Origin of the sequence: Microbacterium sp. EF45047 (assembly GCF_028472845.1) — a bacterium.
Taxonomy (GTDB): Bacteria; Actinomycetota; Actinomycetes; order Actinomycetales; family Microbacteriaceae; genus Microbacterium; species Microbacterium neungamense.
Genome location: NZ_CP069429.1, coordinates 2,537,362 through 2,551,932, shown reverse-complemented (window position 1 = coordinate 2,551,932; position 14,571 = coordinate 2,537,362). Strand labels below are relative to the sequence as shown.

At 68.7% G+C, this 14,571-nt stretch carries 16 protein-coding genes; 11 read left to right on the top strand and 5 right to left on the bottom strand.

What is annotated here, in order from left to right:
• Positions 1–338: 338 nt before the first annotated feature.
• From rpmH to rsmG, 6 genes are all read left to right on the top strand, one after another.
• On the top strand, positions 339–476 hold the full coding sequence (gene rpmH / locus JRG78_RS12535; RefSeq protein WP_022879826.1) for a 50S ribosomal protein L34: 138 nt from the start codon (positions 339–341) through the stop codon (positions 474–476).
• A gap of 54 nt (positions 477–530) precedes the next feature.
• Positions 531–830, top strand: coding sequence for a ribonuclease P protein component (rnpA, locus tag JRG78_RS12530; RefSeq protein WP_432806420.1), 300 nt, complete (start codon positions 531–533; stop codon positions 828–830).
• A complete protein-coding gene (yidD, locus tag JRG78_RS12525) occupies positions 827–1,177 on the top strand; it encodes a membrane protein insertion efficiency factor YidD (protein WP_259606985.1) in 351 nt (116 codons plus the stop codon). Before rnpA ends, yidD begins: the two co-directional genes overlap by 4 nt.
• Before the next feature lie 3 nt (positions 1,178–1,180).
• On the top strand, positions 1,181–2,254 hold the full coding sequence (gene yidC, locus JRG78_RS12520) for a membrane protein insertase YidC (protein ID WP_272653454.1): 1,074 nt from the start codon (positions 1,181–1,183) through the stop codon (positions 2,252–2,254).
• Entirely contained in the window at positions 2,251–2,739 is a 489-nt protein-coding gene (locus tag JRG78_RS12515; protein ID WP_259606982.1) for a Jag family protein, read from the top strand. The genes yidC and JRG78_RS12515 overlap by 4 nt, the downstream gene beginning before the upstream one ends.
• A 118-nt stretch (positions 2,740–2,857) precedes the next feature.
• Entirely contained in the window at positions 2,858–3,493 is a 636-nt protein-coding gene (gene rsmG, locus JRG78_RS12510) for a 16S rRNA (guanine(527)-N(7))-methyltransferase RsmG (RefSeq protein WP_259606981.1), read from the top strand.
• 635 nt (positions 3,494–4,128) lie between these two features.
• On the opposite strand, the gene JRG78_RS12505 is transcribed toward rsmG, so the two are convergent.
• Positions 4,129–4,419 (bottom strand): GIY-YIG nuclease family protein, encoded by a 291-nt coding sequence (locus tag JRG78_RS12505; protein ID WP_272653453.1) that lies wholly within the window; start codon positions 4,417–4,419, stop codon positions 4,129–4,131.
• A 306-nt stretch (positions 4,420–4,725) separates the two neighbouring features.
• Between JRG78_RS12505 and JRG78_RS12500 the strand changes: the two genes are divergently transcribed.
• From JRG78_RS12500 to JRG78_RS12490, 3 genes are all read left to right on the top strand, one after another.
• Positions 4,726–5,682, top strand: coding sequence for a ParA family protein (locus JRG78_RS12500; RefSeq protein ID WP_272653452.1), 957 nt, complete (start codon positions 4,726–4,728; stop codon positions 5,680–5,682).
• Positions 5,682–6,671 (top strand): ParB/RepB/Spo0J family partition protein, encoded by a 990-nt coding sequence (locus tag JRG78_RS12495; RefSeq protein WP_272653811.1) that lies wholly within the window; start codon positions 5,682–5,684, stop codon positions 6,669–6,671. Before JRG78_RS12500 ends, JRG78_RS12495 begins: the two co-directional genes overlap by 1 nt.
• 160 nt (positions 6,672–6,831) lie before the next feature.
• Positions 6,832–8,289, top strand: coding sequence for a sugar porter family MFS transporter (locus JRG78_RS12490; RefSeq protein WP_259606977.1), 1,458 nt, complete (start codon positions 6,832–6,834; stop codon positions 8,287–8,289).
• Positions 8,290–8,366: 77 nt separating this feature from the next.
• On the opposite strand, the gene JRG78_RS12485 is transcribed toward JRG78_RS12490, so the two are convergent.
• The 4 genes from JRG78_RS12485 to JRG78_RS12470 are packed head-to-tail and all read right to left on the bottom strand — an operon-like array spanning position 8,367 to position 12,379.
• On the bottom strand, positions 8,367–9,209 hold the full coding sequence (locus JRG78_RS12485; protein WP_272653451.1) for a TIM barrel protein: 843 nt from the start codon (positions 9,207–9,209) through the stop codon (positions 8,367–8,369).
• Complete coding sequence (locus JRG78_RS12480) at positions 9,206–10,039, bottom strand: carbohydrate ABC transporter permease (RefSeq protein ID WP_272653450.1); 834 nt, start codon at positions 10,037–10,039, stop codon at positions 9,206–9,208. The genes JRG78_RS12485 and JRG78_RS12480 overlap by 4 nt, the downstream gene beginning before the upstream one ends.
• On the bottom strand, positions 10,039–11,091 hold the full coding sequence (locus JRG78_RS12475; RefSeq protein WP_272653449.1) for a carbohydrate ABC transporter permease: 1,053 nt from the start codon (positions 11,089–11,091) through the stop codon (positions 10,039–10,041). The genes JRG78_RS12480 and JRG78_RS12475 overlap by 1 nt, the downstream gene beginning before the upstream one ends.
• Positions 11,060–12,379: an ABC transporter substrate-binding protein gene (locus JRG78_RS12470; RefSeq protein ID WP_272653448.1), complete on the bottom strand. Its 1,320-nt coding sequence runs from the start codon at positions 12,377–12,379 to the stop codon at positions 11,060–11,062. Before JRG78_RS12470 ends, JRG78_RS12475 begins: the two co-directional genes overlap by 32 nt.
• Positions 12,380–12,641: 262 nt before the next feature.
• Between JRG78_RS12470 and JRG78_RS12465 the strand changes: the two genes are divergently transcribed.
• Together JRG78_RS12465 and JRG78_RS12460 are read left to right on the top strand one after the other, a co-directional pair.
• Positions 12,642–13,646 carry an SIS domain-containing protein gene (locus JRG78_RS12465; protein WP_272653447.1) on the top strand — a complete coding sequence of 335 codons (1,005 nt, stop codon included), beginning with the start codon at positions 12,642–12,644 and terminating at the stop codon, positions 13,644–13,646.
• Positions 13,647–13,662: 16 nt separating this feature from the next.
• Positions 13,663–14,553 carry a PfkB family carbohydrate kinase gene (locus tag JRG78_RS12460; protein ID WP_272653446.1) on the top strand — a complete coding sequence of 297 codons (891 nt, stop codon included), beginning with the start codon at positions 13,663–13,665 and terminating at the stop codon, positions 14,551–14,553.
• Positions 14,554–14,571 lie beyond the last annotated feature (18 nt).

Sequence of the window (14,571 nt, the reverse complement as noted above, 5' to 3'; positions counted from 1 at the left end):
GGCGCTCCGGGCGGGGATACGGGGGCGCGGCTGTGGATGAGTCGCCAGGCGACGCCGTCTTCCCCCTGTGGATAACTTCGGATGCCACGGTAGTCATCGGCGCCCGGATTGGCAACCTGTCCCGGGAAAGACGCGGGTGTGTCGTCATCCGGCGTCGTCTCCACAGATGTGGATAATGGCTGTGCGAAACGTCCGGGCCAGGCGACGGCATCCCGGCGTGGATTTGCCCTGCGCGGACGCGGGACGTACTCTTAATCGGTTGACTTATGCCCATTTGGGCAGTTCCCCTGTCTCCGGAAGATAGACCCCGGTGACACCCACGTTCCGGAGTGATCCTCATGAGCAAGCGCACCTTCCAGCCCAACAACCGTCGTCGCGCCAAGAAGCACGGCTTCCGCGCCCGCATGCGCACCCGCGCCGGCCGTGCCATCCTCTCGGCCCGCCGCGCGAAGGGCCGCACCGAACTCTCGGCGTAACCCCCTGTGCTCGCCCGGCCGAATCGTCTGACCCGCGGCACCGACTACCGCCAGGTGGTCCGACGCGGAACGCGATGCGGCGGCGCGCGCCTGGTCACGTCCATGCTGGCCGGCGCCGAGCAGCGAGCACCCCGGTTCGGGTTCATCATCAGCAAGCAGGTGGGAACCGCCGTCGTCCGCAACACGGTCCGCCGACGCCTCAAGGCGATCTGCGCGGAGCTGCGCGACACGGTCCCGGAGGGCACGGATGTCGTCATCCGTGCCCTTCCTGCATCCGCCACCGCCGACTTCGCCGAGCTGCGCGCGGATGTCGCGCGATGCCTGCGACGGATGCAGGGCGCGGAGCGGTCATGAGCGCCCTGCCCTCCTACGCCTTCGGCACGGCGCACCTGCACCCGGGGGATCTGCTGCGCAGCATCCCGCTCATCCCCCGCAATCTCGCGCTCGCCTTCCTCGTCGCGTACCGCGCCGTCATCTCGCCGCTGTACGGGGACGTGTGTCGTTACTACCCGTCCTGTTCCGCGTACGCTGTAGGAGCGGTTCAGCAGCACGGCGCCGTGCGGGGGGCGGCGCTCTCCGCGTGGCGGGTTCTGCGCTGCAACCCATGGAGCAGGGGCGGCATCGACGATGTCCGCCCGCATGCTCACTTCCGATACGACCTGACGCCGACGGGCTTCGTCGTACCTGCTCGAAAGGACTGAACAGTGGGTCTTGACCTTCTGCTCGCAAGCACCTCCACCCCCGCGCCGAGTTCCGGCGGCGGGTTCGATCTGTTCGGCCTGATCCTGTGGCCGCTGAAGTGGGTCGTGGAGCTCATCCTCGTCGCGTGGCACGCGCTGCTGACTCTGATGGGCCTGCCCGCGGCCGCCGGCGTCACCTGGGTGCTGGCGATCGTCGGACTGGTGATCGTGGTGCGCGCAGCGGTGTTCCCGCTGTTCGTGAAGCAGATCAAGAGCCAGCGTAAGATGATGGAAATCGCTCCTGAGCTGCGAAAAGTTCAGGAGAAGTACAAGGGCAAGCGCGATCAGCTCTCTCGCGAGGCGATGAGCCGCGAGACGATTGCGCTGTACAAGAAGCACGGCACGACGCCTGTCTCCAGCTGCCTTCCGCTGCTGATCCAGATGCCGATCTTCTTCTCGCTCTACAGCGTGCTGGTCGACGTGCAGAAGATCCGCGACAACCCCGACTTCAGCGGTGTCGGCCTGCTCAACAACGAGCTGACGCAGGAGTTCTACGACGCGCGCCTGTTCGGCAGCGTGTCCCTGCACGAGACGCTGAGCGTCGCGTGGGAGAACCAGAACACGCTGGCGATCACGATCCTCGCCATCTTGGTGGTGCTGATGATCGTGTCGCAGTTCATCACGCAGCTGCAGATCATCTCGAAGAACCTGTCGCCCGAGGCCAAGACCGGCCAGGCCTACCAGATGCAGAAGATCATGCTCTACGTGCTGCCCCTGGGCTTCATCTTCTCGGGCATCTTCTTCCCGCTCGGCGTGGTCGTGTACTGGTTCATCTCGAACCTGTGGACCATGGGCCAGCAGTTCCTCGTCATCCGCGAGATGCCGACCCCGGGCTCCGAGGCGGCGAAGGCGCGCGAGGAGCGCCTGGCGCGCAAAGGCAAGGCGATCAACGCCCAGGGCAAGGTCGTCCCGATCGCGGTGTACGAGGCGGAGCAGCAGCGCAAGCTCGAGGAGGCCGAGCGGGCCAAGGCGCAGGCGCCGAAGCGCGAGCAGCCGATGAGCAAGAAGCGTGCGAAGAAGAAGGGCGGCAACGGATGACCACCGAGGACCTGGCGACCGAGTCGACGCTCGAGCAGCTCGAGCACGAGGGCGATGTCGCGGCGGATTTCATCGAGGAGCTCCTCGACATCGCCGACATCGACGGTGATCTGACGCTGGACGTCCGGCAGGGTCGCGCATATGTGTCCGTCGAGGCGGAGGGAGATGGCCTCGGCGTTCTCTCGGCCCCTGAGACGGTGCAGGCCCTGCAGGAGCTGACCCGGCTTGCGGTGCAGAACAAGACCGGCGCGTTCTCCCGGCTGATCCTCGACATCGGCGGATCGCGGGATGCCCGGCGCCGGCAGCTGGAAGCGCTGGTCGACGCCGCGGTGGCGAAACTGGACGAGGGCGCCTCGCAGGCGTCCCTCCCGGCGATGTCCAGCTACGAGCGCAAGCTGGTGCACGACATCGTGTCCGAGCGCGGTCTTATGTCGGAGTCGTACGGCGAGGGCGCCGATCGCCACACGGTGATCTCCCGCCGCTGACGCTTCGCTGTCTCGGTCCCGTCGCGGTCCCGGTCGTTGAGTGAGCCCCGTCCCGGCCGTTGAACGAGCGCAGCGAGACGAAACGCACCCCAGACAGCCCCCACGGAAGGATCCCCGCATGTCCGACGAGCAATCCCCCGCCGTCGAACCGGAACCCTCCGCCGCGGCATCCCTCTTCGGCGACCGTATCGACCTCGCCCGGCGCTTCACCGCGTCCCTGGCCGCCGAGGGTGAGCTCCGCGGCCTGATCGGGCCGCTGGAACTCCCCCGCCTCTGGACGCGGCACGTCTTGAACTCGGCGATCGCCGCACCGCTCTTCCACGGTTCGGTGGCTGATGTGGGCTCCGGTGCGGGTCTTCCCGGTCTCGTGCTCGCGATCGCACGGCCGGACGTGACCTGGACGCTGATCGAACCGATGGATCGCCGCGTGACCTGGCTCAATGAGCAGGTCGATGCACTGGGCCTGGAGAATGTGACGGTGATGCGCTCACGCGCTGAGGACGTGGGCCTGGAGTTCGACATCGTGACGGCGCGGGCGGTGAGCGCGATGCGGACGCTCATTCCGATCACGGCGCCGCTGGTCCGAGACGGGGGCGAACTGATCCTCCTCAAGGGACACAATGTGCCGGCCGAGATCGAGGCTGCGCAGAAGGTGCTCAAGAAGCACAAGGTGACTGACGTCCGCATCGAGGTTCTCGGAGAAGGCGTCCTCACCGAGACCACTCGCGTCGTCCGCGCCCGAGTCCGCGCCTGACCGAAACCGGATGTTTCACGTGAAACGGACTGTCCCGGTCGTTAAGCGAGCGCAGCGAGACGAAACGAGTTCCCCTGGGTAGACGTTTCACGTGAAACGGCGTCGCCTTCTCGGTCGTTGAGCGAGCGTAGCGAGACGAAACGAACTCCCCGGCGAATGTTTCACGTCGGTCGTTGAGCGAGCGTAGCGAGACGAAACGAGTTCCCTGGGTAGACGTTTCACGTGAAACGGCGTCGCCTTCTCGGTCGTTGAGCGAGCGCAGCGAGTCGAAACGGGGTCTACCGGGGCGGGGGCGTTTCGTCTCGTCGCTTCGCTCCTCGCTCAACGGCCGACGGGTAGTTCGGTCGTTGAGCGAGCGCAGCGAGTCGAAACGCGTTCCGGTGACGGATGGCGTTTCGTCTCGGTCGCCCTGCGGGCGTCCTCGCTCAACGACCGATGGTGGGCAGCTTCGGGGCCAGGGCGTTTCGTCTCGTCGCTTCGCTCCTCGCTCAACGGCCGACGGGTAGTTCGGTCGTTGAGCGAGCGTAGCGAGACGAAACGCGTTCGGGTGACGGATGGCGTTTCGTCTCGGTCGCCTTGCGGGCTGGGGCAACTCCGGGGGCGAGGGCGTTTCGTCTCGTCGCTTCGCGACTCGCTCAACGGCCGGGGCGGTGGCGAGCGCTCCAGCCGCGGATGGCGTCGATGCCGCCGTTGATGAATGCCTGGCGCTTGGCGTGACTCCAACCCTGAATGCGCTTCTCCCAGCGGAACGCCTCATCGATGCGTGCGAACTCCTCCCACCAGACCAGCTCCACCGGAAGGCGGCTCGCGGTGTAGGCGCTGCCCAGGCCCTGGGCATGCGTCTCGATACGACGCCAGAGATCGTTCGTGCTGCCGACATAGAAGGTACCGTCGGCGCAGCGGAGGATGTAGGTGTATCCGACCATGCCGCAACGATAGGGAGGCGGGGTCCGGGGGGAGCGGGTGTTCCACAGGGGTTGCCGGGATGTGCGGCGTTTCACGTGAAACGGCGGATCTGTGGTGGACGATGCAACGTCGGAAGGGGCGTTTCGTCTCGGGCGCCCTGGGGGCGTCCTCGCTCAACGACCGGGGGTGGGGTAGGGCGTTTCGTCTCGTCGCTGCGCTCCTCGCTCAACGACCGGGGGGCAGGGCGTTTCGTCTCGTCGCTGCGCTCCTCGCTCAACGGGCGGTACGGGACGGGTTAGAGTGGGAGGCGGTCCCGGAAGGAGTGGATGTTTCACGTGAAACAACCCGACAAGGCATCGCCGAACGACGACTTCGGGATGGACACCCCCCTCGCACGCGAACTCGCCGACCTCTCCGCTCGACGCCGGGCGCTCCAGAACATCACCGTCGACTTCGACGGCGACACGCGGATCCTCACCGTGTCGAACCAGAAGGGCGGCGTCGGCAAGACCACGACCGCCGTAAATCTGGCCTCCGCTCTGGCCCAACTCGGCGGGCGAGTGCTCGTCGTGGACCTCGACCCGCAGGGCAACGCCTCCACCGCTCTTGGTGTCACCCACACCGCCGACACCCCTTCGGTCTACGACGTCCTCATCGACGACGCCCCCTTCGCCGACATCGTCCAGCAGAGCCCCGAGGGCGACACGCTCTTCTGCGCCCCCAGCACGATCCACCTCGCCGGCGCCGAGATCGAGTTGGTGTCCCAGGTGGCGCGCGAGTTCCGGCTCCGCCGCGCCCTCGAGACCTACCTGCGCGAGCATCCGATGGACATCGTGATCATCGACTGTCCGCCGTCGCTCGGCCTGCTCACGATCAACGCGTTCACCGCGGCATCCGAGGTGCTCATCCCCATCCAGTGCGAGTACTACGCGCTCGAGGGACTGAGCCAGCTCCTCGGCAGCATCCAGATGATCCAGAAGCACCTCAACCCCGAGCTGCACCTCTCCACCATCCTGCTGACCATGTTCGACGCCCGCACCCGCCTCGCACAGCAGGTCGCCGACGAGGTGCGCAGCCACTTCCCGGAGCAGACCCTCCACACGGTCATCCCACGGTCCGTCCGCGTCTCCGAGGCGCCGAGCTTCGGGCAGACGGTGATCGCGTACGACAACTCATCCGCCGGCGCCGTCGCCTACCGCGAGGCCGCCGTCGAGATCGCCCGCCGCGGCATGGCGGAACAGCAGACACCGCAGGCCGCCGGCCTGCAGAAGAAGGAGCGATGATGGCGAAGCGAACAGGACTCGGACGGGGTATCGGGGCGCTCATTCCTACGGCTGACCAGGCGGAACGTCCCGTCGATGTCTTCTTCCCCGGGGCACCGCGCGCCAAGGCGGCGGAGGCCACGAAGGTCGCCGAGGACGCCGCTCCCGCTGTCACGGAGTCGGATGCCGAGCTCGCGGCCGTCCCCGGCGTCCGCCTCATCCACGTCGACCCGCGCGAGATCGTGCCCAACCCTCGGCAGCCGCGCACCCACTTCGACCCGGACGACCTGTCCGAGCTCGTGCACAGCGTCCGCGAGTTCGGCGTGCTGCAGCCCGTCGTGGTGCGTCGCAACGCGGACGGCGCCTACGAACTCATCATGGGGGAGCGGCGCACCCGCGCCGCCCGGGAGGCCGGCCTCGACTCCATCCCCGCGATCCTCCGCGAGACCGCCGACGAGGACCTGCTCCGCGACGCCCTGCTGGAGAACCTGCACCGCTCGCAGCTGAACCCCCTCGAAGAGGCATCCGCCTACCAGCAGCTCCTCGAGGACTTCGGCATCACCCAGGAGGAGCTCGCCACCCGCATCGGCCGCTCCCGCCCGCAGATCAGCAACACCATCCGCCTGCTCAAGCTGCCCGTCCCCGTGCAGCAGCGCGTCGCCGCCGGAGTCCTCTCCGCTGGGCACGCGCGCGCCATCCTCTCGGTGGAGGACCCCGAGCAGATGCAGCGCCTGGCGGACAAGATCGTGAACGAGGACCTCTCCGTCCGCGCCGCCGAGCAGGCCGCCAAGGCCCTCCCCGCCGCACCCGGGGCGACCCCTCGCCCCCAGCCCGGAGCCCGCCGCGCCTACCTCGACGAGGTCTCGAACCGCCTCGGCGACCGGCTCAACACCCGTGTACAGATCACTCTCGGTGCACGAAAAGGCCAGCTCAAGATCGATTTCGCGTCGATCCAGGATCTCAACCGCATTCTCTCCGAGCTGGGCGAGGACGGCTACGGCGCATCCTGAGTCCCGTCCGCCGCGGCTGACACGGACGCGTCCCGGTGGGACTCCCGGATCGTCGCAATCGGGCGTTTCCCTTGCCTCCGCCGCATCCGTGGGTGTGTGATCGGAGGACACGGCAGCGACGCCGGGGCCACCGGTGTCCGTGCACGAACGGAGGCGCACCATGGCGGCACACGGCGGAGCTCCCCTCGAGGAGCCGGTCTACGACGACGAGGCCGACGACGGTCGTAAGGCGGGGGTCGTCCGCATCGCGATCGTCGCGGCCCTCGGCGGATTCCTCTTCGGATACGACAGTGCGGTGATCAACGGCGCGGTGGCGGCGGTGGAGCGGGAGTTCCAGGCCGACCCGGTCTCGCTCGGTTTCGCGGTGGCATCCGCTCTCCTCGGCGCGGCGGTCGGCGCCGTGATCGCAGGGCGGCTCGCGGACAGGATGGGCCGCCTGGCAGTGATGAAGGTGGCCGCCGTCCTGTTCCTCGTCTCCGCGCTGGTGACCGGGCTCGCCCCGGAGCTGTGGATCCTCGTCGTCGGACGCGTCATCGGCGGGCTCGGCGTCGGCATGGCATCCGTCATCGCCCCCGCCTACATCGCCGAGATCGCCCCGGCCCGCATCCGCGGCCGCCTGGCATCCCTGCAGCAGCTCGCGATCGTCACCGGCATCTTCATCTCCCTGCTCGTCGACTTCCTGTTCGCGCTGGCGGCCGGCGGATCCAGCGAGCCGTTCTGGTTCGGGCTGGACGCGTGGCAGTGGATGTTCCTGGCGATGGCCGTGCCGGCGGTGATCTACGGCGGGCTGGCCCTCACCATCCCCGAGTCGCCGCGCTACCTCGTCGCCACGCATCGTGTGGAGGAGGCGCGCGAGGTGCTCTCCCGACTGCTCGGACCCGAGAAGATCGAGACGACCATCGTCCGCATCCGGGAGACGATGGAGCGCTCGACGACCCCGTCCTGGCGCGACCTGAAGTCCCCGTCCGGCCGCATCGCCGGCATCGTCTGGGTGGGTCTGCTGCTGTCGATCTTCCAGCAGTTCGTCGGCATCAACGTGATCTTCTACTACTCCAACATCCTCTGGGAGGCCGTCGGCTTCGACGAGTCGCAGGCGTTCGTGATCACGGTGATCAGCGCGACCATCAACATCCTCACCACCCTCATCGCGATCGCCACCGTCGACCGCTTCGGGCGCAAGCCGCTGCTCATCATCGGATCCATCGGCATGACGGTCACCCTCGCCACCATGGCGGTGATCTTCGGCACGTCGCCGATCGTCGACGGCGCCCCCGTGCTCGAGGGTGCGTCCGGTCCGATCGCCCTTGTCGCGGCGAACCTCTTCGTGATCGCGTTCGGCATGTCGTGGGGCCCGGTCGTGTGGGTGCTCCTCGGTGAGATGTTCCCCAACCGGATGCGGGCGGCGGCGCTCTCCCTCGCGGCGGGCGGCCAGTGGGTGGCCAACTGGGTGATCACGGTGTCTTTCCCGGGGCTGAAGGATCTCTCCCTCGGGCTCGCGTACGGCCTGTATGCCACGTTCGCGCTGCTGTCGCTGCTGTTCGTGTGGAGGTTCGTCCGTGAGACCAAGGGCAAGTCGCTGGAGGACATGACCGAGTCCGTCGTCGTGGTGCGGCACTGAGGAGGTCGTGGGCGGCGGATGCCCCGCGCTCAGCCCGCCCCTCAGCTCCGCCCCTCAGCCCGTCCGTCAGCCGCCCCTCAGCCCCGGCCCGACGCCTCCGCGACCGCGGCGAGGGACCGTTCGACCGCCGGCCTCGGGTCCAGGGCGTACCCGCCGTCGCCGAACAGCTCGATGGTCGCGAGCCCGGCATACCCGTGGCGCTCCAGCGCCGCGACGATCCCGTCCAGCGGCAGCTCGCCGTCCCCCCACGCGAGGTGCCCGGCGGGCGCGCCGTCGATGAGGTGCACGTGCCGCACCCGGTCGCCGAGCTGCGCGAAGTAGTCGTCCACGCTGTCGCCCGCGACGGCGGCGGCCACGGTGTCCAGGGCCACGCCCAGGTTCCCGGCGCCGACGTCGGCCAGCATCCGCGCGGCATCGGCGGCCGTGTTCACCAGGTTCGACTCCACTCGCTGCAGCGGCTCGAGCACGCACTCGAGCCCGAGCGCGCCGGCATGTTCGGCGATCTCGCGCAGCGCCCCGGCGGCGCGCGCCCATCCGGCATCCGTCTCCTCGTCCTCCCCGCCGCGACCGGCGGTGAGGAACAGCATGCCGGCGCCGAGATGCACCGCGATCTCGGCCGCGCGCCGGAACATCGCCACGCTCTCGGCGCGCAGCCGCGGCGACGGCGAGGCGATGTTCACCGGGTAGGCGACCTGCTCCGGGGTGAAGCAGGCGATGCGCATGCCGCGCGCCTCGGCGGCGTCACGGATGCGGCGGGCCTCGGCATCCGTGAGCCACGGCACGTGCGCGTGCGGGGCGACGCCCCACAGCTCCACGTGCGAGCGCCCCAGGGCTGCCATGTCGTCGAAGCAGCGCTCCAGCGGCAGGTGCTGGTAGGAGAAGTTCGACCCGGTGATCCGGTCGATGAGCGGCGCGGTCATTTGCCGATGCCCTCCGACAGGCCCTTGATGAAGTACCGCTGGCTGGCGAAGAACAGCACGATCACCGGCAGCGCCGCGACCACCATGCCCGCGAACACGACCGGATAGTCCGTGCCGTGCTTGCTCATCAGGCTGGTGAGACCAACGGGGAGGGTCTGCACCTCCGTGCCGCTGGTGAACACCATGGCGAACAGGTACTCGTTCCACGCGAAGAGCACGTGCAGGATGATCGTCGAGGTGATGATCGGCTTGCACATCGGCAGCGTGATCCGCCAGAACGTCGTCCAGCGGCTCGCACCGTCCACCTCGGCGGCCTCGTCCACCTCGCGCGGCAGGTCGATCATGTACGCGCGGATGAGGAACGTCGTGAACGGGATGCGGAACGCGGTGTACAGGATCAGCAGCGCCCAGAACGTGTTGTACAGGCCCATCGCCTGGAACATCCGCACCAGCGGCACGAGCGCGACGGCGGGGGCGAGCATCAGGCCGCCGAGGATCAGCCCGGAGACGACCCGCCCGAACGGCATCCGCACCCGCGTGAGCCCGTACGCGGCCCACGCGCTGATGAACACGGTGGCGACGGTCGAGGTCACCGTGACCAGGATGCTCGCGGTGAGGTAGTCGCTGACGCCGCGGTTCCAGGCGTCGGCGTAGTTCTCCCAGTCCAGCTGCAGGGGGAGGGCGAACGGGTTGCCGAACAGCTCGGCGTTCGTCTTGAACCCGTTCATCACCATCCACAGCAGCGGATAGGCGACCACGACGACGAGCGCCAGCAGGAACGACCAGACGAACAGGCGCCCGACGGCGCCGAGGAATCCGGTGCGGGTCATCAGAACTCCACCCTTCTGCGGCGCGTGTACCAGAGCTGGCCGAGCGCGATGGCGAGGGTCACCGCGAAGATGACGGTGGCGATCGCCGCCGCGTATCCGAAGTCGTTGCGCACGAATCCGCTGCGGTACAGCCAGGTGGCCAGCACCTGCGTCGAGTTGTTGGGACCGCCGCTGGTCATCACCATGACCTCGTTGAACACCTGGAACGCGCCGGAGATCGTGACGATGACCATCAGCCCGGTCATCTCGCGGACCAGCGGCACCGTGACATGGAAGAACCGGCGGATCGGGCCGATGCCGTCGAGTGCGGCGGCCTCGTACAGCTCCGACGGGATCCGCTGGATCGCCACCGCGAACAGCAGCGTCGAATAGCCGAAGCCCTGCCACTGGCTCATCGCGATGATCGCGACCATCGCGGTGGACTCCTGCCCGAGCCACGGCTGCGCCAGAGCGCCGAGGCCGAGCCCGTCGAGCAGGTGGTTCAGCATGCCCAGGCGCGGCTCGTAGATGAAGTAGAAGAGCAGGCCGGCGACGGTCAGCGAGATCGCGGACGGGACGAAGTAGATGGCGCGCAGAGCCTTGCGCCAGCGGATGCTGCGCAGGCTCTCGATCATCGCGGCGAGGACGAGCGCCCCCGCCACCTGGAACACGATCGACAGCAGCGCGTACAGCACGTTGTTGCCGAGGGCGGTCCAGAACACCGGGTCGCCGACGAGCTTCTCGTAGTTCTCCAGCCCGACGAACTCGGATGCCCCGGAGTAGATGTCCCACTCCTGCGTGGAGAAGGCCAGGTTCTGCACCAGCGGGAGGTACACGAACACGGCGAGCACGACCAGGGCCGGCAGCACCCAGGCGAGCCCGGCCAGCCGCTTCAGGCCGCTGCGGGCGGGAGCGTTCGCTGCCGAGCCCGGTCGCGCGGCTCGGCCGGGGCGCCCCGCCCCCGCCGGCCGGCGGCGGTCGGCGGTGACGATGACCTCGGTGACGGTCGGGGGCCGGCGGAAACCGGCCCCCGACGGGACGTCACTTCGCGTCGTCGTTCGCTGCGCGAACACTCTCGAGCACCTCTTCCGGGGTGGCGCTGCCGCTGATCAGCGCCTCGCCGCCGGCGAGCCACGCGTCGGCGACCTCCGGCACGGTCACGGTGTCGAGCCAGACGACGAGGTCGGATGCCTCGTTCACCTTGGTGATCCCCTCGAAGACCGCCTTGCTCGAGGTCTCCTCGGTGACCGCGCCGATGACCGCGCTGGGCTGGCCGTAGGGCGGGGAGGAGAGCGTCTTGGCGTTCTCGAGCTCGGTCACGAACTTCATGAAGTCGACGGCGAGGGCCGCGCGGGGCGACTTCGCGTTGATCAGGTAGCCCTCCGGCGAGCCCTCGATGGCCCCCGGGTCTCCCTCGGCGCCCGCGGGCACGGGGAGCGCGAAGATGCCGAAGTCGTCCGGGGTCACCGTGGCGCCCTCGGCGGTGACGCTGTCGAACTCGAGCACCTCCTGGTAGTACATGGCGGCGCGTCCGCCGGCCAGCGCCTCCTGGGCGGTGGTGTAGAGCACGCCGTTGGTGCCGTTGCCGGTGTCGGTGCACTCCTCGACCAGGGTCTTGAACTGCTCCAGCGATCGCACGTACCCCTCGTGCGTCCACTCCGCCGTCTCCGGGTCGAAGTCGGCCTCGAGCACGTCGGCCGGGACGTTGTACGCGAACAGCTGCTGCAGGTAGTGCAGCGCCGGCCACCCGTCCTTGTTGCCGAAGGCGATCGGCTCGTAGCCGGCCGCGCGCAGCGGTGCGCACGACTCGATCAGGGCCTCGAAGGTGGTCGGCACCTCGATGCCGGCCTTCGCGAAGGCCGCCTTGCTGTAGCCCATGAACTTGCCGTTGTTGTAGAGCGGGATGCCGTAGTACTTGCCGTCGTACTGGAACGCCGAAAGCGAAGCCTCGCCGAAGCGGTCGCCCCACTCGGTGCCCGGCGCGATGACCTCGCTCAGGTCGGCGGCGAGACCGCCCTTGATGAAGTTCTCCGCCCAGTTGCCGGTCCACGTGAAGAAGATGTCCGGGAGGGCCTGGGAGGCGGTGAGCGTCTTGGTCTTGTCCTTGATGGACTGGTCGGTCTCCTGGATGAGTTCGATGTCCACGTCCGGATGCTCGGCCTCGTACGCCGCCGCGAGATCCTCGAAGTACGGTTCGAGCGGTTCCCCGGCGAACTTCGTGAGGATCGAGAGCGTGCCTTCGAAGACCGGCTCTTCGCTGACGTCCGCCACGGGCTGCGGGGCACTGCCGCCGCAGCCGGTGAGCGCGAGAGCGGTCGCCGCGGCGGTCGCGACGATCGCGAGGGTGCGTGTTCTGCGCATGATCTGCCTCTCTGAGGGGGCGGTCCGCCTGCCGCGGGTCGCGGCCACCGATCCGCCGTTGGATTTTCGGTGCATGCCTTGGCTGGCGAGTGTAGCCGAAAACCTGGTACCGGTACCAGACCAGAGCGGAAACTTCTCAGCATCCGGCCAGAGAACCGCAAGAATTCGAGCGTTCGTTGACGAATCCACTGCGGTGTGTCAGCATGATCCCGACCTGGTACCGGTACCACATACGATGGGCCCCGCCCTCGCGAAAGGATCAATGATGCTCGGCTTCGACGAGACCGCATTCCGCACCCAGACGGCCAGCGCCGTCGCCCTCCGCCCCCAGATCGAGCAGCTCGTCGACGACCTGCTCGCCAAGGGGATCGACAACGTCCTGCTCGTCGGCGCCGGCGGCACGTACGCCCAGATGTGGCCGTACGAGCTGCTCGCCCGTGAGCGCTCCACCATGCCCATCCGCGCCGCGATCGCCGCCGAGCTCGTGCTCGCCGGGGACGCCCTGCTCGGTGAGCGCACCGCCGCCGTGTTCACCTCCGTGAGCGGCACCACCGAGGACGTCGTGCGCGCCATCGAGTACGTCCGCGAGGCCGGCGCCACCACCATCGCCTTCACCGGCTACCCGGAGTCGCCGATCGCCCTGGGCGTCGACCACGCGCTGGTCTCCGAGCCGAAGACCTGGCCGTTCGACATGCAGCTGCTGCTCCTCGTGGGCCGGCTGCTGGAGCGCCGCGGCGAGTTCGACGGCTACGCCTCGCTGGCCGACGAGCTGGTGAACCTGCCCGACGTGCTCGTCGAGGTGGCCAAGCAGGCCGAGCCGGTCGCCGAGGCGTTCGCCGAGGCGCACCGCGACACCGACTACTACTTCCTCACCGGCGGCGGCCCGATCTGGGCCTTCACGTACCTGTACTCGATGTGCATCCTCGAGGAGATGCAGTGGCTGCGCACCACCCGCGTACACAGCGCCGAGTTCTTCCACGGCTCGCTCGAGCTGCTCGAGGAGGACACCGCCGTGATCGTGTTCCAGGGCGAGGACCGCACCCGTCCGCTCACCGATCGCGCCGAGGCGTTCGCGAAGCGGATCTCCAACGATGTGACGGTATTCGACACCCGCGACTACGCGCTGGAGGGCTTCAGCGCGGAGAACCGTGCGCTGATCGCCCCGATCGTGCTGGACACCGTGATGGGCCGGGTGAGCAAGCACCTCGAGCGCGTGCGCGACCACTCGCTCGACCTGCGCCGCTACTACCGCGTGATGGCCTACTGAGCGCGGGAGGACGGACATGCGAGTGCTCGGATTCGGCGACAACATCGTCGACCGCTTCCTGGATCGCGCGGTCGAGTACCCCGGAGGGAACGCCGTCAACGTCGCCGTGTACGCGCACCGCCTGGGCGCGGAGGCCGAGTACCTCGGGGTGTTCGGAGACGACGAGCGCGGGAGGTTCCTGCGCTCGTCGATCGAGGACGCCGGAGTGCCCACGCCGCGCAGTGTGGTCCGCAGGGGGGAGTCGGGGGTCTCCTCCCTGCGGGTCGTCGACGGGGAGCGCGTCTTCCTCGGCTGGAACGGCGGCGGCGTGACCGTCCGCCAGCCCATCGATCTCGACGACGGCCGTGAGGAGTACGCGGCCGGCTTCGACCTGGTGCACTCCAGCGTGTACTCGCGCACCGAGACGCAGCTTCCCCGGCTGCGCCGTCACGACGTCCTGGTGAGCTACGACCTCTCCAGCGAGGCCGAGTTCCGCGAGCCGGCGTACCTGGACCGGATCGCCCCGCACGCGGATCTCGTGCTGCTCTCCTGCGCGGGCATGGACGAGGACGCCGCCTTCGCGCTCCTCGACGAGGCGATCGCGCGCGGCGCCGGGCTGGCACTGGGCACGCGCGGCACGGACGGCGCGCTCGTCACGGACGGGCGGATCCGCCGCACCGCCCCGGCGCGGCTCATCCCGGACGGCGCCGGAATCGTGGACACGATGGGATGCGGGGATGCCTTCCTCGCCGGGTTCCTGGTGTCCCTGCACGGTGCCGGGTGGCGGCGCGACCGCATCCCGTCCGGCGAGGCGCTGCAGGCGGCGCTGCACGCCGGGGCGGATGCCGCGCACGACCAGTGCTTCGTCGAGGGGGCGTTCGAGCGCGGCCGGCCGAGCGGTGAACCCGTCACGGCTAACATGTGGTGAGCACGGGGAAGGGGGCGA